Source organism: Micromonospora sp. KC213 (genome assembly GCF_004348325.1).
Classification (GTDB): domain Bacteria; phylum Actinomycetota; class Actinomycetes; order Mycobacteriales; family Micromonosporaceae; genus Micromonospora.
In genome coordinates, this window is sequence record NZ_SMKF01000001.1 from 50,828 (window position 1) to 75,238 (window position 24,411).

A 24,411-nucleotide genomic window follows, 5' to 3' on the forward strand; every position below is an offset into this window, starting at 1 on the left:
TCGTGATTTCGGACGTGGTCAGCGCCGCGGCCGCTGCGGCACGCAGGTGCGCGTACCGCGACCAAGACGGGCCACTACCCGCACGGCTGTCCAGACTGGCGTCTGCGGTGAATTGAGGCATCCGGCCAGTTAAGACGGTGCAGCGACAGGCGTCAATTCAACCGCGGCAATCCGCCAATGAACCTAGATTCGCCCGCTGACACGCAACAGGTACTCCTTGCGGTTGAGCGGATTCTTGTCTGAGCGGCGGCGCGTCGGTGCCGGGCCCGTGACGGGGTCGTATCGGTCAAACTGGAGCTCGATTACTCCCTCACCGTGGGTCCGACCGGGAAGCTGGATCTGCACGCCGGTCACCTCCGCGGCAGGGATACTGCCGCGCACGGAGACCCACGTGTCGGACATCAGCGGCGCTTCGGGAATCGCGCGATGCTGAGCGAGCAGGCGCAGCACAGCCGAGAATGTGTCCGCGGGCGCTTCGACGTGGAACCGGTGGATGGGCTCACACACCACCGTGCCGGCCCGTCGCAGCGCGTCCATCAATACGAGCGGTGTGAGTTTGCGGAAATCTGAGGCAGACGTGCCCGGAGCCGTGTAGGCACAGTCATCCATGGTCACGATGCAGTCGGTGACCTGCCAGCCGGCGAGTCCCTGTTGCAGGGTTTCCGCGACATACCGGGCCATCGCCTCCCGGAACGCGTCAACCGTCTTGTAGACGAAGAGTGGGATCGCCGAGACATCGACCGCGAGGCGGAAATCTGTCCCGCTGCCCACCGCTCCCGGCGCGACCGTGATGCCGACGGTGGCAGGGAACGGGTTGTCGGCACCACCGAGCCGCTCCACCGCACTGCCGCTGCCCGTTGGCCGCTCGACGCAGATGGTCGTCGTCTCACGAAACTCGATGCGCAGCCCGAAGTCGGCGGCGAGCGTCTGCTCGATGACCTCCTTCTGCACCTCGCCGTAGAGCGAGAGGAACAGCTCCTGCCGTGAGTCGTCCTGACGGAGGTTGATAAACGGATCCTGCTCGGCGAGCTGGGTGAGCGCGGCGTGCAGCGCGGCTTTCTGGGCCGGATCGCACGGTGCCACGGCGGTGTCCAGAGTTGGTGGGGCGAACAGATCAACGGTCGGTCGGCTCAGGGTGGTGCCGACGGGGTCGCCGACCCTGGCGCCCGTCAGTCCGGAGAGTTTCGCGATCTGACCCGCCACGACGGAGCTACTGTCTACGGCGCCGCCGGGCTGGAAGGTCTTGACAGAGGTCACACTCGCCTCGTTGCCGGCCCCGAAGGGCAGCCGTTGGCGGCGGTGCACGGCCCCGGAGAACATCCGCACGTACGCGACCTTGTCGCCCTGTCGCTCCCGCTCGACCTTGAAGACAAGCCCCGAGGCCGGCTCACCGCTGTCGGCCGGTACGGCGGGAAGGAGTTCCGGCAGTGCCGCCATCAGCGGACCGACGCCGGTGCCGGTGATGGCAGAGCCAAAAAACACCGGAAAGACCTGACCGCGCCTGGTCTGTGCGGCGAGGTTGGCGTACAGGGCGCCCGGCGTCATGGGACCAGGACGTTCGTCCACGACCGCTTCGAGAAGAGACTCGTCGTGGTCGGACAGTGTGTCGACAAGGACATCGACGAAGCGCTCGTCGGCACGGTCGAACGGAACGAATGACGCGTCCCTTGTCCCGGCGGCGTGGGTCACGCCCATGGGCACCACGGCCGGCGTAAGCCGTTCGCGGATCCTGTTCAGGACCAGATCAGGATCGGCGCCCGCGCGGTCGATCTTGTTGACGAAGATGAGGGTGGGGATCGCGAGCCGGCGCAGCGCGCGCATGAGAACGATTGTCTGGCTCTGAACGCCCTCGACGGCGGAAACGACGAGTACCGCTCCGTCGAGGACGGCAAGCGATCGGTTCACCTCGGCGATGAAGTCGGGGTGGCCCGGGGTGTCGATCAAGTTGACGGTCACGTCCTTGACGGAGAACGCCACGACGGCCGCCCGGATGGTGATGCCACGCTGGCGCTCCAGCGCCAACGAGTCCGTTTGCGTGGTGCCCTCGTCCACGCTGCCGACCTTCTCGAGCACGCCGGCCTCATGAAGGAGCGCCTCGCTGAGGCTGGTCTTTCCGGCGTCGACGTGCGCCAGAATTCCGAGGCTCTGGCTCTTCACGAGCTGCGCGTGGTCACGCGGCACCCCGCCACCAAAGACTCACCACGGCAAGGCCCAGCTTCTCGTCCCGGTCGCATCCCTACCATCTTTGACGATCCCATACCGTCAGGCAAGCGATCTCGGCTTGCTCGCCATATCAGCAGATCGACGGGGCTGCAACTTCTGCCGCACATCACCAAGGCGTTCACGTCACGCCTCGGGCCAAGGACGGTCCACACCTCGCGCAACTGCGCACCTTGCACAGTCGAACAACCACCCATCGCCTCCAGCGGCCCGGCAGCATGCGGGAGCACGACGGAAGTCCATCGGCGTCCATCTACGAAGAACGGTGGTAGCCTCTGGCGACAGGCGAGGTGGTTGGCACCTGACGGTTTGCACCTCCGGATATGTCGCGCACCCACATCTATTACCGCTCGGCGGTCGTCAGCCTGGCGTCATAGGCGACGGGGATGTCGAAGCATTCTTGCGGTGAACGTCGCGGTCCATGGGGAGGATCAATTGAGTAGTTCACCGAAGGTCCGGTGCATCCTCGTAGGCATCGGCCGGCGGGCGTTGGAGGATTACGTCCCAGCGCTGGTCGACCTCTCGGAGAACATCGAGTTCGTAGCCGCCTGCGACGTCGATCCTATGGCGCAGGGACGGCTCGCCGAGGAGTTGGGCAAGCATGGCCGCGCGTGCCCGCCCTTCTTCACCGACCGGACAGCGGCGCTGGACGCGTCACACCCCGACCTGGCGGTGGTCGCCACACCGCACCACACCCATTTCGAGGTCACCAAGGATCTGGTCCTACGCGGAATCCCGGTGTTGAAAGAAAAACCCTTCGCCATCTCGTTGGCTGAGGCGCACGAACTCGCCCATCTGATCTGGCAGCGCGACGGCCACGTGCGCATCTGCGTGCAGAGACGCTATCATCCGCTCTATCTCCACGCCAAGCAGGCGTTGGCAGCGCTCGGCCAGATAAGGCACTTCGATGCGTCATACCAACTGAACGCCGACGCCTACCAAGATGGCTGGCGAGCGAGCCCGGAAACGGCGGGCGGCGGTGCCATCATCGACATGGGTTATCACATCGTCGATCTCCTGCACTGGTTCTTCGGAGTTCCTTCCGTCGTATACGCGACCACCGCACCCAAGCTCATTCCGACGGCAGGTTACACAATCGAAGAAACCGTCCTTGCGAACCTGACGTACGACACCGGAACGACAGGGACCTTCCGCCTCTCGCTGTGCGAGGCCGCCAAGGAGGAGGCCATCCGGGTCTACGGCACCAAGGGCCACATCACGCTGAGGCGAGACCTCTTCGAACGCTTCGACAGGTCGAACAACCGGGTTGAGCACCTCACCGGTGACCGCGGCTGGGCATCCGCGGCGGATGTCCTAGTCGACACGGTCGCGCGTCTGCAAGACCGAGCCGTGGTGGCGCAGGAGCTCGCCGCCGCCGTGGACATCACCGCCACCATCGAGTCGCTCTACCACTCGATCGCCCAGCAAGCCCCCGTCAAACCGATGTGCCAGGAGATGTGCAGTGTCTGCTACAACGCTCGCCTTGGATGGCGGGATTCCGGTTCTCGGCCAGCCGACGGCGTATCCCTGGCCCAAGCTTCGACCGGACTGGTGTGAGGCTGTCAGCCAGCAGTTGGCCAGCGGTCGACTGTCGATCTACGACCGATCCGGCGTGGTCGCCGAGTTCGAGGATGCCTGGTCGGAGGGGCACTCGCTGCCGTACTCCCTGGTGACGAACTCCGGCACCGCCGCGCTGCACTCCGCGTTCTACGGCATCGGGCTGGGCCCGGGCGACGAGGTGCTGTGTCCGACGTATACGTTCTTCGCCACCGCCGCCTCCCTGTTCCAGCTCGGCGCCCTCCCCGTGCTCGTGGACTGCCGGCCCGACGGAGCCTTCGACACCAACCACGCGGCCGCGCTGGTCACCGAGCGGACCAAGGCGGTCGTCGTCACCCACATGTGGGGTCTGCCGTGCGAGATGGACGACGTCGTGTCGTTCGCGTCCCGGCACGGCCTCGACCTGATCGAGGACTGCTCGCACGCGCACGGTGCCACCTACGCCGGTCGTCGGGTCGGCACCTTCGGCGCGGCGGGGGCGTGGAGCCTGCAAACCCAGAAGCTCATCGCGGCAGGTGAGGGCGGCGTGCTCGCCACCGACCGGCGGGATGTGTACGACCGGGCGCAACTACTCGGCCACTTCAACAAGCGTGCCATGAAGGAGATGGACCCCGAGGGGCCGCTGTACCCGTACGCGGTCACCGGCCACGGCCTGAAGTACCGCGCGCACCCACTCGGCATCGCTTTCGCCCTGCCGCAGGTAGCGGAGCTGACGGACTGGATCGACGCCAAGCAACGCTACGCGCGGCGGCTGGCCGAACTGTTCCACCGCATCGACGGTGTCACCGCGGTCACTCTGTCTCGCGACGGCCGGGTGTCGGCGCACTACGCGCTGCTGTTCGAGGTGGATCCGAAGGTCCTGCCGGGCGGGCGGGACTGGCTGGTGGCCGCCTGTAACGCCGAGGGCCTCGAGGACATGGACGTGCCGAAGGCCACCTCGCCGCTGCACACCCTGCACCTGTTCCAGGCACCGACCTCGCCCGTGACGTCCTACGACCGGCCGTGTGTGCGGGCCGCGTACCCGGTCGCGGAGCACCTGGCCGCCCACACGTTCAAGATCTCGGTGCCCTGCGCGCCGCGGACCTTCGAGGACGAGGACGACCGATACGTGGAGGCGGTCGGTAAGGTCACCGACAAGATCGCCGGATACCTCGCGGAACGCCGAGCCCAGCAGGCCAGCGCAAGGCTGGCGCCGGTCGGACGGGGTGTCGAGTGATCGGCACGTCGACGCACGTCGGTTCCGGACAAAACACGGAGGCCCGCGGCATTGGTCCCGCGTTGCCGGACGCCGCCGCACCCGTCCACCGGCAGGTGTGGGCCGTTGCGGATCGAGAACCGGCCTCGGTTGCCGTGCAGGACGGCGACGGAGAACTCACCTACGGTGATCTTCGGCCCGGTGCCCACCGGCTGGCCGCCCAGCTGACCACCCTCGGATGCCATCCCGGCGGACGGGTGGCGGTCGTCTGCGAACCCTCCATCGCCATGGTCGTGGCGTTGCTCGGGGTCCTGGAGGCCGACGCCGCATACGTTCCGGTCGACCTGTCGCTTCCCCACACGCGTATCCAGGCGATCCTGTCAGACGCAAGCGTGTCCGCCGTGGTCGCCGACGGCCGCGGGCGGGAGGTGCTTGGCAGCGCGTTGCCGTGGCATGCCGCGACCGAGGACCTCGCCGTCGCCACACTGCACGCCGAAGACGCACCGGCGACAGCCGCGACGGGCGACGCAGCGTATGTCATCTACACCTCGGGAACCACCGGTGAGCCCAAGGGGGTCGTGGTCGGCCACGCCCAACTAACCGCGTCCACCACAGCTCGCGAGCTGATCTATCCCGGCACGTCGACGTTCCTGCTGGTCTCCCCGCTGGCTTTCGACTCGTCGGTCGCCGGTATCTGGGGGACGCTGACGACGGGTGGCCGCCTCATCGTCGCGTCGGCCGAGCAGACGCGCGACGTCGAGCAACTGGTGGGCCTGATCGCCCAGCACGGCGTCACCCGAACGCTGTGCATCCCTTCGCTCTACGGACAGATCCTGGACCTTGTCGAGAGTGACCCGGCCGGCCCGCTGTCGACCCTGGACACCGTCATCGTGGCCGGTGAGCCACTACCAGAGCGGGTTCTGCGGCGCCATTTCGCCATCCACCGCGCCGGTGTGGCGCTCGTCAACGAGTACGGCCCCACCGAGGCAACCGTCTTCGCGACCTACCGGCGGTACCTCTCGCCGGGCCCGGTCACGATCGGCCACCCCATTCCGGGCGCCCGCCTCTATGTACTCGACGAACAGGGACGACCCGCCGAACCCGGTGTAGAGGGCGAGTTGTACATCGGCGGGGCGGGCGTCGCGGACGGTTACCTGGGCCGGCCGGACGCCACGGCACGGGCCTTCCTGCCCGACCCGTTCGCACCACAGGCCGGCGCCCGAATGTTTCGCACCGGCGACATGGTCCGCTGGACCGCGGACGGCGAGCTGTGCTTCCTCGGCCGCCGCGACCACCAGGTGAAGATCCGCGGCCACCGGGTAGAACTGGGTGCTGTCGAGGCCGAGCTGCGCCGTGTGCCGCGCGTCAAGGACGCTGTCGTGCTGCCCAATCCCGCGGCCACACAGTTGACGGCATTCGTGACCACCGCGGAGCCGACCTCGAAGACCGCGCTACGGCAGCATCTCGCCGAGCGTCTCCCGCCCGTCATGGTGCCGGCCACCTTCCACACGGTGCCCCAGTTCCCGCTCACCCCCAACGGCAAGGTGGACCGCGACCGGCTCGCGGAGACGCTCCGGTCCGCCGGTGCGGGGCCAGCCGACGACCACCTGGCCCAGGTCGGCCCCACGGCGATGGACGGAACGGTCGCGCGGGTGAGCGCGGCCTGGGCGCAGGTGTTGAGAATCGACAACGTTCCCGCGGATGTGAATTTCTTCGACCTTGGCGGACACTCGCTGGCGATGTTCCAGCTACAAGATGCGCTGGAACACCACACGGGCACACGCCCATCCATCGTGGCCTTGTTTCGCCACACCACCGTCGCCGAGCAGGCCTCCTACATCGACGGGGGCCCTCCGGGCCCGGCCGGCACCGCGACCACGCAGGAGCGCGCCCGGGCCGCACGAACCGCGCGGATACAGCGGGCCAAAGGAGGCCGCAGCGGATGAATGATCCGGAGATCTGGTTCCAACGATGGGCGTCGGGCCTGACGCCGACCTACCGCCTCGTGTGCTTCCCACATGCGGGTGGGTCGGCGACTTTCTATCGCGGCTGGGCCGCGCATCTGCCAGGCGCCGAGGTGCTCGCGGTCCGCTATCCGGGACGGGCCGAACGAATCGAGGAGCCGCCGCCGGCTGACCTGAAGCGGCTGGCACGCGACATCGCGGAGGCGCTCGCACCGTGGACGGACCTGCCCATCGCGCTGTTCGGCCACAGCATGGGTGCCGCGGTGGCCCTGGAGACGGCACGCGCCCTCGAAGCCGCGGGAACCAGGATCCGGCACTTGTTCGCATCCGGTTCGCGCGACGCACCGCTGCCGGATCCAGCCGATCCGGCGGACAGCGCAGACACCGACGAGCGCGCGACCATCGAGCAACTCGCCAGCATCGGTGGCACCAGCCGCGAGATGCTGGAGGATCCCATGTTTCGCGAACTGGTGCTGCCCTACGTCATCGCCGACAGCCGGATGTTCCACGCCTACCGGATGTCCACCGACCCGATCCTGCACTCTCCGGTGACGGTGCTGACCGGTGACCGGGACGACCATGCGGACCTGCGACCGTGGGGCACCCTGACGGTGGCGCCGGTGGCGCGTCACATGGTCCCCGGCGACCACTTCTACCTCGTCGACGAGCCGCCGTACGACGTGCTGAACGCGGTACGGCCGGCGCTCGTCGACAGGCAACCCTTCGGATCCGACTCCCCTGAAAGCCGGTACGCATCGTGAGCGCTACGACGAAGCGGCAGCGCGACCGTCGCCACCTGTGGCACATCTGGTCGCCGCTAGCCGCCGATCTCACCCGCACCATGCTGGTCAAGGGCACCGGCGCATATGTCACGGATGTCGACGGCCACGAGTTCCTCGACGCATCCTCACTGAATCTCACCTGCGGATACGCGGCGCCCGACATCACGCGCGCGATCAGCGCGCAGGCATCCCGCCTGCACGGCTACGACCTGTCCGTGGCGACGCACGATCTCGCCGGCGCCGTGGCCGAGGGCGTGGCGAAGCTGATGCCCACCGCGCTGTCGCGGACCCTGCTGACCAACAGCGGCACGGAGGCGTGCGAGGCGGCGCTGCTCATCGCCGCCATGTACGCGCAGAACGTGGGCCAGCCACGGACGCGGGTGATCACGTTCTCGGCTGGCTACCACGGCTCCACCGTTATCTCCAGGAGTCTGTCGGGCCTACCGCACCTCGCGCACCCGTTCAACAGCCCTCTGCCGGTCAGCCGGGTCGACCTACCGCTCGCGCCCCGGCACATGCGAGTTCCGGAGGCGTTGGAGCCGCTGCTGTCCGCTTTCCGGGCCGCGCTGGCGGACGACCCGGATCTGCCACCACTCGCGGTGCTAGTCGAGCCGCTGCTCAACGTCGGCGGCGGAGTGGTACTGCCCGCCACGTTCCTCACCGAGTTGCGGCGTCTGTGCGACGACCACGGCGCCTTGCTCATCCTCGACGAGGTATCCACCGGGTACGGCCGTACCGGGCGCATGTTCGGCTTCGAGCACGACAGCGTGCTACCTGACATCGTCGTGTCCAGCAAAGGGCTCGCCGCCGGTTACGCGCCCATCGCCGCGGTCAGCGTGCGGGAATCGATCTACGCGACCTTCGATCGTGATCCGTTCATGGGTGGGCTGCGCTTCGGACAGACCACGTCGGGCCACGCGATCGCCTGTGCCGCGGCACTCGCCACCCTCGAGCTCATCGAGCGGGAAAAACTCGTCGAGCGCGCCGCGCATCTCGGTGAGAGCCTCCTGGCGTCAGTCCGTGGGCTGGTCGGCACCGGACGCGTCACCGACGTACGGGGACTGGGACTTTTCGTGTCGCTGGAGTTCGAGGACCAGAACGCGGCGACGAACGCCGTCACCGCCGCCGCGGAGCACGGTTTGCTGCTGCGTCGCCAGGGTGCGGTGGTCATGGCCGTCCCGCCGCTCACACTGCAGGACGCGGACGCAACGGCGCTTCTCGAACGCCTGCGGCGTGCGGTGGAGCAGGCCGCATGAGCCCGACACCGGCCACCGATCGGGCGGCGGATCCGACGGCGGCCCGGTCGTCTGCGCGGGTCCTGGAGGCGATCAACCGCAAGCGCAGGGGCGCCTCCCTGACCGACGAGGAAATCGAGGGCGTCGTCACCGACTACGTCGCCGGACGCATCCCCAGCTACCAGATGTCCGCCTGGCTGGCCACCGTCGCCTGCCGCAGCATGGCCACATCCGAGCTGACCGCCCTGACCCGCGCCTACATCCGCGACGGCCGGCGGCTGGATCTCACCGGTATCGGCGCACCCGTCGTGGACAAGCACAGCACCGGCGGCGTCGGCGACACCACCACCCTCATCGTGGTTCCGGTCGTGGCCGCCTGCGGCGTGCCGGTGGCGAAGATGACCGGACGGGCGCTCGGCTTCGCCGGCGGCACGCTGGACAAGCTCAGTTCGATACCGGGCCTACGCCTGCATCTCGATACCGACGAACTGGTGCCGATGATTCGCAAGGTGGGCATGGTCATCACCGGGCAGAGCGCCGACCTCACCCCGGGAGACGGTGCGACGTACGCCCTGCGGGATGTCACCGGCACTGTCGAGAGCATTCCGTTGATCGCCGCCAGCATCATCAGCAAGAAGATCGCCGTCCGCGCGGACGGCCTCGTGCTGGACATCAAGACCGGTGCCGGCGCGCTGATTCCCGACCGGCCCGACGCAGTGCTGCTCACCCAGACGATGATGGCTCTCGCCGCATCCTTCGGGTTGCCCAGCCGTGCGGTGCTCAGCGACATGAGCCAGCCCCTGGGTCCCGCCGTCGGCAACGCGCTGGAGATCAGGCAGGCGCTCGATGTCCTCGGTGGCCGGCGCAGCCCCGGCCTCTGGGATTTGTGCGCGGCAATCAGCCGGCTCATGCTCCAGAGCGTCGACCCCGGGCTGTCCGACGCGGCCGCTGACGCGATGGTCGAACGCGTGGTGGACGACGGCTCTGCCCGGGAGATGTTCGTACGGTGGGCCGTGGCGCAGGGTGCCGACGCCACGGTACTCGCCGACCCGGCCCGGCTCCCGACAGCTCGCCGTCGACATCTGGTCACCGCGACCGAGTCCGGTGTCGTCCTCGGAATCGAACCGCGGGCGGTCGGGCGCGCCACGTTGCTCGTCGGGGCCGGACGGCTCACGCACGACGCTTCGCTGGACTACGGCGCGGGCGTGGTACTGCACCACCGGGTCGGTGACCGCGTCGGCCGTGGCGACGTGCTCGCGGAACTGCACTACGACAGCGGTGACGCCGACGGCGCGCGGGCCCTTCTGGCGGAGGCGTTCGTCGTCGGGGACGGTGACTGCGCCGTACCGCCCGCGGTGCATCAGATCTTCTGAGCGGAAGGGACTTGGTATGCCGACACTGACCCCGCTGGAGAGGCTACGCACCGGAACGGCCGCGCGGCCGATCACGTTCGACTCCATCCCGCCGGCCCCGGTACCGGCCAACCCGGACCGGATCTCGCCAGACACGGTCGCGGAGATCGTCCGGCGATACCGTCGCCACGGCTTCGCGGTCGCCCAGTTCGCACCGGGGCCGTGGACGGAGCAAACCGTTGAGCGACTGGCGGTGGCGCTCGATCTGGGTGAGCCGTTCGTCCCACCGCTGTACAGCAGGGGCGGGTACTCCTCACCCCCGGTGTCCCGGATAGGTGCGCCCGCAGTCGACGACACCTCAGGCACGCTTCATCCGCACTTCGAAACGACCGTCGGGCAGGAGCTGCACTGCGATGGAACCCTCCAGGACATCGGCGAGGTGAAGTCGGTGATCCTGCTGTGCCAGTCGCAGGGGCTTGACGGCGGCACAACGACCCTCTTCAATGCCCATGGCGCGTTCACCAAGCTCCTCGACGTCGATCCCGAGGCGGCTCGGGCGCTGACAGCGCATGGAGTCCTCGTCCGCCAGGCCACGTTCAACGGATCCTCGGAAATCAAGGAGACTCCGGTGTTCGCGGTGGACGGCGAACAGTTGATCTGCCGGTACTGCGTCGATGCAACCGACCGCTGGGCGGTGCCGAAGGGTAGCGACGCCGCCGCCATCGCGCGCGGTGCCGAGTTCCTGCACCAGGCGCGACAGGTCGGCAGCACGTTCATCCGGCGCTTCGACCTCGCGGCCGGCCAGGCCCTCGTCATGGACAACACCCGGATCTCGCACGGACGCGACGCCTATCGCGACGGGCCCGGTCGACGCCGATGTCTCCTGCGCAGCCTTCACCTGCGTCATCCCCGCGTGGACCGTTCCGGCGATGACGGTCGGTAGCCCTCCTCCGTTGGACGCGGAACTGGCCAATCCGCTGCGGGCCATCTTGGCCGACCTACCGCCCCTGACGCTCGAGAGCATCCCCGACCGGCGGGCCCGAACCGCAGCGACCGGGATGACCGACGACGAGATCCGTCGTGGCGGCGCCTTCGAAGTGCGATGGCTCGACCTGCCGGCGGCCGGCGGCGACGGCACGATGAGGCTGCTGGTCTGCCGGAACACGGCCGCGCGCGAGCCACATCCCGCGATCTTCAACATTCACGGCGGCGGCATGGTGGCCGGCGATGCGCGGTGCGCCGACCTCGGTGGCGAGTTGCGGCGGGCCGAGGCACTGCGGCTGTCGGTCCTCGCCATCGAGTACCGTCTGGCCCCGGAGCATCCCGATCCGGCCCCGGTGGAGGACTGCCACGCCGCGCTGCGGTGGATCGTGGAGCACGCCGACGAGCTGGGCATCGACCCCCGCCGCATCGTCGTCAGCGGTAACAGCGCCGGTGGGGGTCTCGCTGCCGGGGTGTCGCTGCTCGCCCGAGACCGGCGCACCGCACGGCCGCTGGGGCAGATGCTCCAATGCCCGATGCTCGACGACCGGTGCGACACCGAGTCGGCGCGCCAGATGGAGTCCGTGGGCCTCTGGCACACCGGATCCAACCGGACCGGCTGGCGGGCGCTGCTCGGGGACCGGCAGGGCGGCGCCAACGTGTCCTGCTATGCGGCGCCTGCCCGCGCATCCGATCTGCGCGGTCTTCCACCGACGTTCGTCGACGTCGGCGCAGTGGAGTCGTTGCGGGACGAGGCGATGCTGTTCGCCATGCGTCTGTGCCAGGCGGGGGTCGCCACCGAGCTGCACGTGTGGTCTGGCGCGTTCCACAGCTTCGACCAGTGGGTGCCCGAGGCGGAGGTGTCCCGGGCGGCAGAGGCGGCCCGGCTCTCCTGGCTCCGCCGGCTCCTCAACCAGACAGGATGAGAACGGCTCCACGAGGAGGCCCGATGCGTCAACCCAAGCTAAGTCTGATCATCCCGTACGAGAGACGGCTGGACAATCTGCGGCTCGCCCTGCAGGGCCTCGCCCGGCAGACGATGTCACCGGCGGACTTCGAAGTCGTCGTCGGCACCACGAAGTACGACGACGACTACGTCGCCACCTGCCGGGAGGTGGTCGACCGGATCAACCTGGTGACCGTCATGTCCGACGAGCGGTTCGAGATCCCGCGAGCCCGGAACCTGGCCATGCGACAGGCCACCGGAGACGTTATCGTCAACATCGACGCCGACACCCTGCTGCCGCCCCACGGCCTGCAGCACCTTTACGAGCGGCACTACGCCTTCGGACAGAACGCGTGCGTCGTGGGGCAGGTCGTGGGGTACGGCAACAACTACGACGGCGATGTCTCGCACGTCGTACCGGAGCCGTTCGAGATCTGGCAGAAGCGCCTGGAGGACCTGCACGGCATCGTGGAGCGACCACGTGATCCGCGGTTCCAAGTCGAGCACGTCATACCGTGGAGCTTCGCCTGGACGGGCCTCGTGGCGCTGCCGGCCGGGTTGGTCAGGAAGCACGACCTCTACTTCGACGAGTCGTTCATCGGATGGGGCGTCGACGACATCGAGTGGGGCTATCGCATCGCGGCCACCGGTACACCGATCCTGTTGCGTCCGGACGCGTACGCCATACATCTCCCCCACGTCCGGGACAGTGCCGCCAACTTCGTCACCGAGGCGATCACGTACCGCCAGTTCCTCCGCAAGTGGCCAGGCCCGGACGTGGAGCTCGCGGCGGCGTTCAGCGACTACGAAGCGAACGGCCTCTACCTGGACTACCTCGCCGCAGTGCGAGCCGTCCTCCGGGACGGCGCAGACCTGCTGGGCACGGTGCGCGTCGTGACGGATGGCACCGCGTCGCTGTTTCTCGGCGTGCCCCTCGATCGCGAGCATCACATTCTCGACGCCGAGGTCCGCGACGTCACGCGGTCGGCAGCCTCGGTGGAGATCCTGCCGCTGGCCGGGCTGGCTGTGCCGTACGAAGACGGTAGCGCGGCGAACTGCCGCGTCCTGCCCACGATCGACCGCCTGCCCGCCAAGTATGTGGCCAAGGTCCGGGCCACCGCCCGGCGCCTGGTCGGCGCGGACGCCGAGGGGGCGCGATGACGCTGCCGGCTCCTCCGTTGGCCAACGCGGACCTCAACGAGTTGCTCGCACTCGGGATCGACCTCGCCGTGCGGGCGGGCGAAGCGATCGGCGCGGAGCACGATGGTCGGCGCAGCCTTCGGGTGAAGTCCACCCCGACCGACCATGTCACCGCCGCGGATCTGGCCAGCGACGCCGCCATCCGGGCCGGGCTCGCCGGGAGGCGCCCGCGCGACGGAATCCTCTGCGAGGACGGCGACGACATCGAGTCCGCCACCGGGCTGCGCTGGGTGGTGGACTCGCTCGACGGCACGGTCAACCATGTGCACGGTGTTCCGCACATCTCGGTGAGCATCGCCTGCGAGGCGTACGTCGGCCGGGTCTGGTCGGCCGCCGTCGCCGTCGTACTGGACGTCGCCCGTGGCGAGCTGTTCACCGCGGTGCGAGGCGGTGGTAGCCGGCTCGACGACAGGCCGATCGGCGTCACTGATCCGGTGCCGACCGGGCAGGCGTTGGTGGCGACCGAGTTCGGTTACTCGTCGGAGAGCCGGCAGCGCCAGGCGGCCACCCTCGCCCGCGTCGCGCCGCTGGTCGGTGACGTCCGCGCCACGGGGAGTTCCGCACTCGACCTCTGCTGGACCGCGGCTGGCCGGCTCGACGGCTACTACGAGGACGAGCTGTCCCGCTGGGACTGGGCCGCCGGACGCCTGATCGTGGAGGAGGCTGGCGGGATCGTCACGGAGCTCGGCGCTGGCGTGCTGGCTGCCGGGCCCCAACTGCATCGCGCGATGCGCAGTCTGCTCGACGCGGCGGCCTGACGGGACAGCCACCGCCTCGACCGCGAGACGTCACGAGTAAACATCTGGAGGCAGCCAGCCATGTCCGGCACCGTATCGCCGCTGATCGACCGCCGTTGGCGAGTCGTGGTGATCTCCACCCATTTCGATGACGCCGCCCTGTCCCTTGGCGGTTTTCTCCTCGGGATCACGGTACCCAAGGCCGTCGTGACCGTGCACGGCGGCGCACCGGAATCCGGGACACAGCTCGCCAGCTGGGACCGGGACTGCGGCTTCACCACGGCGACAGAGGCCCACGCCACGCGCCTGGCGGAGGACGACCGGGCGTGCGCGATCCTGGGCGCCGACCAGGTGGCTCTGAACAACCCCGACAACCCGTACCGATCCGGCGGGCCGCTGATCGGCCTACGCGAGCTTTTCGCGAGCCTGGACGCGGACGTGCAGGTGCTGCTGCCGCTGGGCATCAACCAACCGGATCACGGCGTCGCGCGGGACGCGGCCCTCGCGGCGCTCGACAGCACCGGCCATCGTCGTGTGGGGATGTACGCAGACCTGCCGTACGCCGCCGCGCTCGTCACCGACTGGGCCTCCGCGCCCGCGGAGGCGCTCGCGTCGGAGTTGGCGGCCCACGACGCCGGCTATCGTGCCCTTCTGGCACGCTACGACCTGAGAATCTCGCACAGCATCACGCTCGGCCCGTCCGAGTGGTCGCGGAAACGCGATGCTGTGCTCTGCTACGCCTCGCAGCTCAGCCTCGTCGGCGCGATGGGCGAGGTGCGGCACATGGGTGCTCTGCTCGGCTATCCGGGTGCCATGCAGCGAGAGCTCATCTGGTCTGTCGGTTAGTCCCCGTCTTTCCGCTGCCCGCCACTGAGGCGGGCCCGGCTGGTCGTGACGGTCAGCGCCGCCACGACCAGCCGGTCCACGGCCGCGAGCTACGGCTGGGTGGCCGTCGTGTGTGCGCTAGGCGGGAAGATGAGCTCCACCTGAGACGTCTCTTGCTCGTAGGTGGCCGAATGCTCCACTGACGTCGGCACATGGAACCAGTCGCCGGGCCCGTAGTGCCGCTCATCGCCGTCGATGGTCAGCCGCACCAGACCCTTGGTCACCACACCGGCGATGTCCAGGTCGTCGTGACGGTGCGGTGCCAGGGTGAGGCCGGCGGGGTAAGTGGCGAAGACAACCTCACAGCCCTCCGCCGCCAGTTTCCGGGCAGGGATTTTCAGGCCGTTCTGAACCACCCAGTTCTCGTCGGTCGGAAACCGTTCGATATGTGCAGGAAAAGCGGAGTCAATGACCATGGCGCTAGCTACTCCCAATCATCGTGCTGGCGGGGCAACGGCAGCGGTCAGCGGTAATGACTGGCCTTACCGCGATCGGCGATGGCGAACGTGAAGCAGCGCACGGAGTCGTGCTCGCTCACCGGTTCAAGACTGTGCACCACATCAGACGGAATGTGGACGAGATCGCCGGGGACGACGATACGTTCGTCGTCCCCGACCCTCATTCGTCCCCGGCCGTGCAGCACGTAGTAGAACTCGACCGACGGGTGTTGGTGGGGCTCCACCAGGTCGCCGCCGGCGACCTCGAACTCGGTGACGTACTCCAGATAACCGCCCTCGGTCACCCCGCGCAGTTCCTCCGGCCGCACCAGCCACCAGACGTCGATTGTGTTGTGCGACTTTTCCCGGACGCACTGATCTGTTGAACGTAGATCCATGTGGATATCTTATCGGCGCGCGGCCGCTGCGCGACCGTACGTCGAACCACCAACCTCACTCGCCCTGGCGGTTCAGCGCCTCGGTAACGAGCGCGATGTGTCCGTCCAGCGTCCGCGCCGCGAGAAGGCCGCGCAGCGGCAGCGTGACGCCGGTCGTTGCCTTGATACGACGGGCCAGATGAGTCACGAGCATCGAGTCCCCGCCACGGTCGAAGAAATCCGCGGTGCCCGGGTAGTTGTCTGGTCCGAGGAGGCTGGACCACAGGTCTCGGACCAGGCTCGCGGCGTCGAGAGTCTCAGCGCCGACGGTGTGCGGCGCGGCCAAAGCGGACGCCTCGGCGACGGTTTCGCCTTCCGAACCTTTGTCCGTGGACGGTTTCGGGCGCCGACCGTCCGGCCCGACCGGCGCGGCGAGCTCCGGCGTCAGGAACCTGTCCCCGGCGAAATGGTAACCGGGAAGATGGACCGCCCTTCCCTGCCCGACCAGGCCGGCCAACCGGACGGGGTGGCCGGCGACCCACAGCGTTCCGATGGCACCGAGCGGCCCGAGTGCCGCGCCGCCGCGGTTGTCGTCGAGCGGAATCGCCGCTATGCCGGAGTACTGCGCCATGGTGGTCAACGCGGAGCCCGGCCCCACCTCGATGGCCGTCACCGCACCGAAGTGCTCGGCCAGGCTGCCGAGCGCACCGGCGAACAGCACGGGACGCCGAATCTGTTCGACGAGCGCGCCGGCAGGCAGTCGCGCACCCGCCGGCAGCAGTGTCCCGGTGAAGCCGGAGGCGAACGCCATCCGGCTGGGCAGGAGGTCACCAGGTGCCAGCGCTGTTTCGAGCGCTCGGACGGCCGGCTCCATCATCGTGGTGTGGAAGGCATGACTTGTTCGCAGGATCCCAGACCGGACCTTACCGTCGATCGCCTGGCGCAGCTCGGCCACCGCTCCGGCCGGTCCCGCCATGACACACATCGCCGAGCCGTTCACCGCTGCCAGTTCGAGTGGCAGCGCCGCCTGCTCCGCGAGCGCGAGTGCCGTCTGCTCGTCGCATTCCAGCCAGAGCATGCCACCCGGCGCGCAGTCCCGCATGGCCTCCGCGCGCGCGGTGACGAACGCCGCCGCCGTGGCGACGTCGAGCATCCCCGCGATGCAAGCGGCAGTGACCTCGCCGAGGCTGTGCCCCGCGACGGCAGTGGGAACGAGCCCCAGATCGTCGACGATGGTGCGGGCCAAGGCGTACTCGGTAGCGAAGAGGGCAGGCTGGGCAAGACCTGTGTCTCGCATGTCGTCGGCGCAGGACGATGGATCGAACAGGGCCCGACGCAGCCGGCCCGCTAACGGCTCGGCGAATGCCTCGATGCATCCCTCCAGCGCCGCTCGGTAACCGGGTAGCGCCTCGGCGAAGGTCAGCGCCATGCCGGGCCGCTGGGCACCCTGCCCCGGAAAAAGGAACACCAGGGGTGACGGAGCGTACCCCGGTGACCGTTCACCGGCGAGGTCCGCCTCAGCGGACAGCGTGGCCGCGGCACCGATCGGATCATCGGCGACCGCCACCATCCGAACTGGCAGTTCGGCACGCCCGCGCGCCAGCGTGTACGCCACGTCTTCGATCGCGACCGGGGTGGTGTTCAGGTGATCGCTCAGGCGCCGGGCCGCGCCGTGCAGACTCCGGGCGTCCATGGCGGACAGTGCCAGTAGCCGCGGACCGGCCGACGGGTGGCGCGGTCGTGACGGCGCTGGCGCCTCCTCCACGATGACGTGAGCGTTGGTACCGCCGATGCCGAACGAGCTGACGCCCGCCCGGCGCGGTCCCGGGCCGCCCCACGCCTTCGGTGCGTCCGGCACGTACAGGGGCGAGCCGTCGGTCTGCAGCAGTGGATTGAGCCGCTGGAATCCTGCCACGGGGGGCACCGTGGCCTCCCGCACGACCCGGAGCGCTTTGATGAGCCCCGCGATCCCGGCAGCGGCGTCCAGGTGACCGATGTTGGCCTTGAGCGCACCGACGGCCACCGTTCCTGGGGCCGCATCCAGGCCGGACAGCGCCGCAGAGGCGGCCGACCATTCGATCGGATCACCGATCCGCGTCCCCGTGCCGTGGGTCTCCAGATAGCCGGTCTGCGTGGCGTCAATGCCGGCCGTCGCGTAGGCGGCCCGGATCACGCTCTCCTGGCCCTCAGGCGAGGGCGCGAAGTATCCCGCCCTGGCGGCACCGTCGTTGTTCACCGCACTGGCCACGATCACGCCGTGCGGCGGCGGGCCGTCGCCCAGCGAGTCCGCGAGCCGCCGGAGCACCACGCAGGCGACGCCCGCGCCAGGAACGACGCCGTCCGCCGCCGCGTCGAAGGGGCGGCAGACGCCCGTCCGCGACAAGACGCCACCGGGCAGATACAGGTGGCCACCCTGCGGATAGCCGATGCCGGCGGCCACGACGACCGCCTGGTCGCATTCCCCGTTGAGCAACGCCTGCACCGCGAGGTGAACCGCCACCAGACCGGACGAGCAGGCGGTCTGTACAGCGATGGCGGCGCCGGTCAGGCCCAGCTTGTAGGCGATAAGGCTGGCGATGAAGTCCGGCTCGGTACCGTGCAGCGCCTGGTCCAGCCGCGCTGGGTCGAGCGGCCCGCGCGTCAGCATGGCGCGGAGATAACCGCTGCCGCTGGCGCTGGTGAAGACGCTCGTCACGGGCGCGTCCCGACCAAAGCCGGATGCCGCGTCCTCCAAGCCCGCCCAGGCAGCCTCCAACATCAGCCGGTGCTGCGGATCCATCACCTCCGCGTCCCGGGGCGTGATCCGGAAGAGCGTGTGAGCGAACCTGTCGGCGTCGGGCAGGTAGCCACCTGCGGGTACATAGTCGGGGTCGTCGACGAGATCGGCGGGCACCCCTGCGGCGAGCAGCGCCTCGCGGGTGTGCGTCGTGATGAGCCGCTCGGCCCGGCAGACGGCCGACCACAGACCGTCCACGTCCCGGCGGCCGGGGAACCATCCCGCGACACCGACGACGCCAATGTCGAGTGAACGGTCACGTGTCATCGCCAACTCCCTTCCTGTGGATGAGAACACCGTCAACGGCGGGCATCGGCCGCTATGCGCCGACGCGCCGGACAAATGAGGCGTGCGCTCGCTTCCCCGCCCCGTCCTTCGGCGTACTGGCTTATAGTCCACCACGAATGGCTCGTCGACGGGGGATGGCATGCGGGCTGGCTCATTGGTTGCATCGAACCTGCCGGGTTGTCGAGGCAGCCTTCACGACATGGTCGCCGCGACAGCACGTACCCGCCCCGACGCCACGGCATTGGTGGCCGGCGATCACCGGCTTTCGTATGCGGATCTTGACCGTACGGCCGCAGCCTGGTCGGCGGATCTGACCCGGCGCGGGGTCCGGCCCGGTCATCTCGTCCCCATCGTGCTGCCGAAAGGCGTCGAGCTTGTCATCTCGCTGCTGGCGGTACTCAAGGCGGGCGCCGCCTATTCCCTTCTGAGGCCCGGTTGGCCGGCTTCCCGCCTGACGCAGATACTCGGTCAGCTCGACAGCCCGATCACCGTCGCCGCCGACCTTCCGCCGTCGGTCGCTGCCACCGTGTGGACGCCGCCAACCGCTGCCGCCTCGCCCCCACCTGGCTGGCGCAGCGCATCCACTCATGACACCGACCCGTGCTGCGTTTTTTTCACCTCCGGCACCACGGGCCCGCCAAAGGGAGCGCTCACCACCCACCGTGCCATCTCCCGCCTGTTCCGCGCGGGGGTACTGCCCGGCCTGACCGATCGGGTCGTCGTGCCCCTCGGGGCACCCATCCCGTGGGACGCTTTCGCCCTGGAGCTGTGGTGGGCCCTGCTCACCGGAGGTACGGCCCTGCTTGACGACGAGCCCTACCTCACGGGTACAGGCTTGCGCCGGGCCGTCGCCGGACACGGCGCAACGGTCACCTGGCTGACCAGCAGTCTGTTCAACATGATCATCGATGAGGACATCGACTCGTTCGCCGGCTTGCACGCCGTCGTGGCCGGTGGCGAGGCGCTCTCGCCACGGCACGTCCGCCGGTTCCTGGACCGGCACCCCGAGATCCCCCTGTGCAACGGGTACGGCCCGGTGGAGTCGACGGTGTTCACCACCCTGCACCGCGTCCGGCCGGCGGACTGCGACCTGCCGGATGGAATCCCCCTGGGCCGGCCGGTGCCGGGCACCGAGGTCCATGTCCTCCACGGTGACCAACCGTGCCCTGCCGGGGTCGTGGGCGAGATCTGCGTCTCCGGCGAAGGCCTCGCGCTGCGTTATGTGGGCGACCCCGCGCTCACCCGGACAAGGTTCGAGTCGGTGTCGGTGAACGGGCGCGACACCCGGGTCTACCGCACAGGTGACCTGGGCATGCTCGCGTCGGACGGCGTGCTGCACTTCCGGGGGCGCGCCGACCGGCAGGTGAAGATCCACGGGCATCGGGTCGAGCCGGCCGAGGTGGAGCACCAGATCGAGGCGTCACTCCCGGTCCGCGCATGCCGCGTGGTCCCCGCGCCCGGTCGGGACGGCCGGCCCGACCGCCTTATCGCGTTCTGCGTGCCGCAGCGCACGGGCGACGCGCTAGACGATGCCCTCGGCGTGTTGCGCGCGACCATGGTGCCGTACCAACTGCCGGCAGCCGTTGTCAGCGTCGAGGCTTTCCCGTTGACCGCCAACGGAAAACTCGACGAGGTCAGCCTGCTGGCCGCCACCTCGGGCCAGGACAATCTGCTCCGCGCAGCCCGTACACCATTGGCGGACGGGGCTCCGCGGCCGGGTGCCGCCACCGGGCAGGGAACGGTCGCGATCGTGGCCAGGGTGTTCGATGAGGTCCTCGGGACGTCGACGCCCCGCGGATCGTCCTTCTTGAGTCTCGGTGGGTCCTCGCTCGATGCCGGCAGAATCTGCGCACGCCTGAGCGCGCTGGTGGGGCGTCCGGTGCCGCTGTCACGGCTCTACCAACATCCGAGCGTCGAGGAGCTCGCTGGGTGGCTGGACCAGGCGCCGACGCACGACCGCGACCATCGCCCCGACTGCCCGGACAGCTCGGTTCCGCTGACGGCGATGCAGCGGGTCTTCCTGACCCGGTTCCTCGCCAATCCGGCCGACCGGACCGGACACTGCCTGCTGACCTGGGTCGTCGAGGGCCATGTGGATCGGGCGGCCCTGATGGCCGCTGTGACTGCCGTGCACCGGCGTCACACTCCACTGCGCGCCGGGTACCTGCCTGACCCCTCGCCGCGGATGCTTCTCGTGGACATCGAACCGCCACCGCTGGAGGAGCTTCCCGGCCAGGCGTCCGTCGAGGCCGCCGTCGCGGCGGTGCGAGACGCCTTCGACGAGGACCTCGACGTGACGGTGGCCGACCTGTGGCGCGTCGCACTCGTTCCCGTCGGCGGCGACACCGCGGTGCTCGGCATCGTGGTCCATCACATCGCGTTCGACGGGCGATCCCAGTCGGTGCTGGCCACGGACCTCGGCGCCGCATACCGCCGTGCGTTGGCGGGCCGCGATGCCCACGAGTCGCCGACACCTCTGGATCTGACCTACCGCCATTGCGCGGGCGAGGCCAACGAGGCCGCCGATGCCGAGGTGGCGCGACGGCTCCGCGGCGCACCCGACCTGGTCTGGCCCAGGCCCCCGGCAGGCAGGCCGCCGGGCGCGCCAGCGACCGGACTGGTCACGACGGCCATCCGAGCCTCAACGGTGGATGCGCTCAAGGGGTACGCGAAGGTGCTCGGCACGTCACCCTACGTCGCGCTCCTCGCCTGTTACGGCGCGGCCGTCGCTACCGTCACCGGGCACGGCGACTTCGTCGTGAGCTCGCCGATGAGCCAACGCTCCAGTTCCGAGACCAGCGACGTCGTCGGGTGTCATATCGCGATGGTGTTCGTGCGGCTGCGTGGGTCGATGCTCGCCGGCGACCCGTCGGCTGTGCGCGCCGTCGCCGCCGCCGTCGCCGCGGCGCGGGGCGCACAGGATGTTCCGCTGGGGAAAGTACTCGATCTCACGGGCGCGCGGCGCAGTTCCCGCCCGCCGCTCGCGCAGACCCTGTTCGCGCTCCAGGACGATCCGGTGCCGCGGCTGGACCTGGTGGGCGCGACGACCACCCTCGTGCGCCAGCCATACCTTGACCTGCCGGCCGACCTCCACGCCGAGCTCTGGCCCGGCGAGCACGGGGAACTGGCGGTGGATGTCTCGTACCGCATCGATGCGGTCGCCGTGGAGACGGCAGAAGATATCGCACACAGGTTCGTCGCGAGCGTCGACGCGCTCGTGGGACCGGCATCGTGGGGTGATGACGATCGAGGCCGTCGTGGATGACGCCATCATGGATCCGGGGCGGCTGACCGATCCGGCCGTGCACGCCCGTGGCGAGACGCGGGCTGTGTGGCGCTGGATGCGTCGACATGCGCCGGTTCACTGGCACGAGCCGGGAGTGTATCCGGGCTTCTGGTCGGTGACCCGATACGCCGACGTGCGGCGCGTGTACCTCGACCATGCCACCTTCAGCTCGGCACATGGGGTGATGCTGCGGCCCGTCACGGCCGGCGCTGACCCTGGCTCCGGCCTGACGCTGGCGCTGACCGACCCACCTCGGCACACCGCGATCCGCGCCCTTGTCGCCGACGCCTTCTCCGGCCGGCAGGTACGGTCATTTGAGGAGAGCGTGCGGCGGTCGGCCCGCGCCGTGCTCGACGCGGCGCGGGAACGCCAGACATGCGATTTCGTCCACGACGTTGCGGCGCATCTGACCGTCGCCGTGATCGGTGCCATCCTGGGCATACCGGCTTCGGATCACGACGACGTGCTGCGCTGGACCAGCGAGTCGTTTGCTGCCGGCCGATCACTGGCCACGCACCACGAGCTGATGCGGTACGTGATCGAGCTCATCGACCTCTCGACAGCGGACCCGGGCGACGACGTCGTCGGCCGGCTCGTGGCCGGCACAGTCGACGGGGATCCGCTCTCCGACGTCGAGATCCTGCTGAACTGCGAGAACATCATTGGAGCGGCAGAGAACTCCGGGCTTTCGATCGCGGCCGGCATCGTCGCGTTCGCCGAGCACCCGGACCAGTGGTCGCTTCTCGTCCAGCGCCCGGATCAGTTGCCGAGCGCCGTCAACGAGATCCTCCGCTGGACCTCCAGCGCCAGTCACAGCATGCGGACGGCCACGGCACCGGTGTTGCTCGGCGACCACACGATCGCACCCGGCGACCGGGTCGTCGTCTGGTTGCCGTCGGCCAATCGCGACGAGGAAGTGTTTGTCGCGCCCGACGAGTTCCGGGTGACTCGACGCCCCAACCGCCACCTCAGCTTCGGCGCGGGGCCGCACGCCTGCATCGGTGCCGCGTTGGCCCGCATCCAGACCACCGTGCTCTTGTCTGAACTGCTCGATGCTGGCCTGCGGGTCGAGCCTGCCGGCCCCGCGGTGCCGGTGGCTTCCATCGTGGTGAGTGGCCCGGCCTATCTGCCGGTTCACATCGTCGCAGGCGGCCCGGGTGATGGTACGGAGGTGCCGCGGGCTCCCGTCGACACAAGCCCCAACCACAGCCAGAGTAGAACAGACTCCACAAAAATGAGGGAACGAGGCCAATGCTCGACATAACCGCTGATATCGTGCGCTCTCTGATTGACGAGCAATTCCCTGACTGGCGCGACCTGCCGATCGTCCCGGTGCCGCGCCAGGGTTGGGACAACAGGACGTTCCGCCTCGGTGACGAGCTGGCGGTGAGATTACCCAGCGCCGAAGGGTATGTGGCGGCCGTGGAGAAAGAGGAGCGGTGCCTGCCCATCCTGGCCAAGCACCTGCCCCTGCCGGTGCCGGAATCGCTTGCCATCGGCTCGCCGTCGACGGTGTACCCGTTCCCTTGGTCGGTCCGCCGCTGGTTGCCAGGTGAACCGGTCGACAGCAGCCCGGCCGTCGACCGGACGACACTGGCACGCGATCTCGGCAGCTTCCTCACCGCGCTGCGCGACGTGCCGACCCGGCACGGCCCGGCCGGCGGCCAGCACTCGTACTTCCGAGGTTGCCACCCGAGTGTCTACAGCGAGCAGGTGGAAACGGCGCTGAGTCGCCTGGGCGACGCGGTCGACGTCAGCGCCTGCCAGACGATCTGGGCCGAAGCGCTGATCACCGCGTGGCCGCTCGCGCCCGTGTGGTTCCACGGCGACGTGGCCGCCGGCAATCTGCTGGTCGACGATGGTCGGCTCGCCGCCGTCATCGACTTCGGCACGTGCGGGGTCGGTGACCCCGCTTGCGACCTCGTCATGGCGTGGACCTACTTTAGCGGCGACGAACGGAAGGCTTTCGCAAACGCGGTGGGCCTTCCCCCCGACACCTGGCGCCGGGCCCGCGGGTGGGCGCTGTGGAAGGCGCTGGCCACGATGGCCGGCCTGTCCAGCCCCGACCCCGAGGGCTTCCAGACAAAGGTACTAGTCCAGGTACTTGCCGACCCGGTCGTCTGACCGGCGGCACGACGCGCCGCAGTCACCAACCAGCTGGCATCCACGGCACCCTGTCACGGAGGAGCAAAG

General features: G+C 69.1%; 18 protein-coding genes. 14 read left to right on the top strand and 4 right to left on the bottom strand.

Going from position 1 to position 24,411, the window contains the following annotated elements; genetic code table 11:
- Positions 1-183 precede the first annotated feature (183 nt).
- Positions 184-2,181: a TetM/TetW/TetO/TetS family tetracycline resistance ribosomal protection protein gene (locus E1166_RS00200; protein ID WP_243710040.1), complete on the bottom strand. Its 1,998-nt coding sequence runs from the start codon at positions 2,179-2,181 to the stop codon at positions 184-186.
- Between the two features lie 444 nt (positions 2,182-2,625).
- Here E1166_RS00200 and E1166_RS00205 point away from each other — a divergent pair, with 444 nt between their 5' ends.
- Genes E1166_RS00205 through E1166_RS00255 form a run of 11 tightly spaced genes read left to right on the top strand, consistent with a single transcriptional unit; the run spans position 2,626 to position 15,015 of the window.
- Positions 2,626-3,777, top strand: a complete 1,152-nt coding sequence (locus E1166_RS00205; RefSeq protein ID WP_165944188.1) for a Gfo/Idh/MocA family oxidoreductase — start codon at positions 2,626-2,628, stop codon at positions 3,775-3,777.
- The gene (locus tag E1166_RS00210; protein ID WP_165944189.1) at positions 3,704-4,993 is read left to right on the top strand and encodes an aminotransferase class I/II-fold pyridoxal phosphate-dependent enzyme; all 1,290 of its coding nucleotides are present in this window, start codon (positions 3,704-3,706) and stop codon (positions 4,991-4,993) included. Before E1166_RS00205 ends, E1166_RS00210 begins: the two co-directional genes overlap by 74 nt.
- Positions 4,990-6,918, top strand: a complete 1,929-nt coding sequence (locus E1166_RS00215) for a non-ribosomal peptide synthetase (protein WP_207913840.1) — start codon at positions 4,990-4,992, stop codon at positions 6,916-6,918. The genes E1166_RS00210 and E1166_RS00215 overlap by 4 nt, the downstream gene beginning before the upstream one ends.
- Positions 6,915-7,697 (top strand): alpha/beta fold hydrolase, encoded by a 783-nt coding sequence (locus tag E1166_RS00220; RefSeq protein ID WP_132334606.1) that lies wholly within the window; start codon positions 6,915-6,917, stop codon positions 7,695-7,697. The genes E1166_RS00215 and E1166_RS00220 overlap by 4 nt, the downstream gene beginning before the upstream one ends.
- A complete protein-coding gene (locus E1166_RS00225; protein WP_207913843.1) occupies positions 7,694-8,974 on the top strand; it encodes an aspartate aminotransferase family protein in 1,281 nt (426 codons plus the stop codon). The genes E1166_RS00220 and E1166_RS00225 overlap by 4 nt, the downstream gene beginning before the upstream one ends.
- Positions 8,971-10,326, top strand: a complete 1,356-nt coding sequence (locus E1166_RS00230; RefSeq protein WP_132334608.1) for a thymidine phosphorylase — start codon at positions 8,971-8,973, stop codon at positions 10,324-10,326. Before E1166_RS00225 ends, E1166_RS00230 begins: the two co-directional genes overlap by 4 nt.
- 16 nt (positions 10,327-10,342) lie before the next feature.
- On the top strand, positions 10,343-11,248 hold the full coding sequence (locus E1166_RS00235; protein WP_243710052.1) for a TauD/TfdA family dioxygenase: 906 nt from the start codon (positions 10,343-10,345) through the stop codon (positions 11,246-11,248).
- Positions 11,235-12,212, top strand: coding sequence for an alpha/beta hydrolase (locus E1166_RS00240; protein WP_132334612.1), 978 nt, complete (start codon positions 11,235-11,237; stop codon positions 12,210-12,212). Before E1166_RS00235 ends, E1166_RS00240 begins: the two co-directional genes overlap by 14 nt.
- Positions 12,213-12,235: 23 nt before the next feature.
- On the top strand, positions 12,236-13,393 hold the full coding sequence (locus E1166_RS00245; RefSeq protein ID WP_165944190.1) for a glycosyltransferase: 1,158 nt from the start codon (positions 12,236-12,238) through the stop codon (positions 13,391-13,393).
- The gene (locus E1166_RS00250) at positions 13,390-14,190 is read left to right on the top strand and encodes an inositol monophosphatase family protein (protein ID WP_132334616.1); all 801 of its coding nucleotides are present in this window, start codon (positions 13,390-13,392) and stop codon (positions 14,188-14,190) included. The genes E1166_RS00245 and E1166_RS00250 overlap by 4 nt, the downstream gene beginning before the upstream one ends.
- A 60-nt stretch (positions 14,191-14,250) precedes the next feature.
- The gene (locus E1166_RS00255) at positions 14,251-15,015 is read left to right on the top strand and encodes a PIG-L family deacetylase (RefSeq protein WP_132334618.1); all 765 of its coding nucleotides are present in this window, start codon (positions 14,251-14,253) and stop codon (positions 15,013-15,015) included.
- Positions 15,016-15,104: 89 nt separating this feature from the next.
- Here E1166_RS00255 and E1166_RS00260 read toward each other — a convergent pair whose 3' ends face one another.
- From E1166_RS00260 to E1166_RS00270, 3 genes are read right to left on the bottom strand one after another with little or no spacing between them, the layout of a single operon-like run.
- Positions 15,105-15,470: a cupin domain-containing protein gene (locus tag E1166_RS00260; RefSeq protein ID WP_132334620.1), complete on the bottom strand. Its 366-nt coding sequence runs from the start codon at positions 15,468-15,470 to the stop codon at positions 15,105-15,107.
- A 47-nt stretch (positions 15,471-15,517) separates the two neighbouring features.
- Positions 15,518-15,889, bottom strand: coding sequence for a cupin domain-containing protein (locus E1166_RS00265; protein ID WP_132334622.1), 372 nt, complete (start codon positions 15,887-15,889; stop codon positions 15,518-15,520).
- Positions 15,890-15,944: 55 nt separating this feature from the next.
- A complete protein-coding gene (locus tag E1166_RS00270; protein ID WP_132334742.1) occupies positions 15,945-18,911 on the bottom strand; it encodes a type I polyketide synthase in 2,967 nt (988 codons plus the stop codon).
- Between the two features lie 220 nt (positions 18,912-19,131).
- On the opposite strand from E1166_RS00270, the gene E1166_RS00275 reads away from it, so the two are divergent.
- From E1166_RS00275 to E1166_RS00285, 3 genes are read left to right on the top strand one after another with little or no spacing between them, the layout of a single operon-like run.
- Positions 19,132-22,197, top strand: coding sequence for an AMP-binding protein (locus E1166_RS00275; protein ID WP_207913846.1), 3,066 nt, complete (start codon positions 19,132-19,134; stop codon positions 22,195-22,197).
- Positions 22,172-23,482 carry a cytochrome P450 gene (locus E1166_RS00280; RefSeq protein ID WP_132334626.1) on the top strand — a complete coding sequence of 437 codons (1,311 nt, stop codon included), beginning with the start codon at positions 22,172-22,174 and terminating at the stop codon, positions 23,480-23,482. The genes E1166_RS00275 and E1166_RS00280 overlap by 26 nt, the downstream gene beginning before the upstream one ends.
- Positions 23,470-24,342: an aminoglycoside phosphotransferase family protein gene (locus E1166_RS00285; protein ID WP_132334628.1), complete on the top strand. Its 873-nt coding sequence runs from the start codon at positions 23,470-23,472 to the stop codon at positions 24,340-24,342. The genes E1166_RS00280 and E1166_RS00285 overlap by 13 nt, the downstream gene beginning before the upstream one ends.
- Positions 24,343-24,411 lie beyond the last annotated feature (69 nt).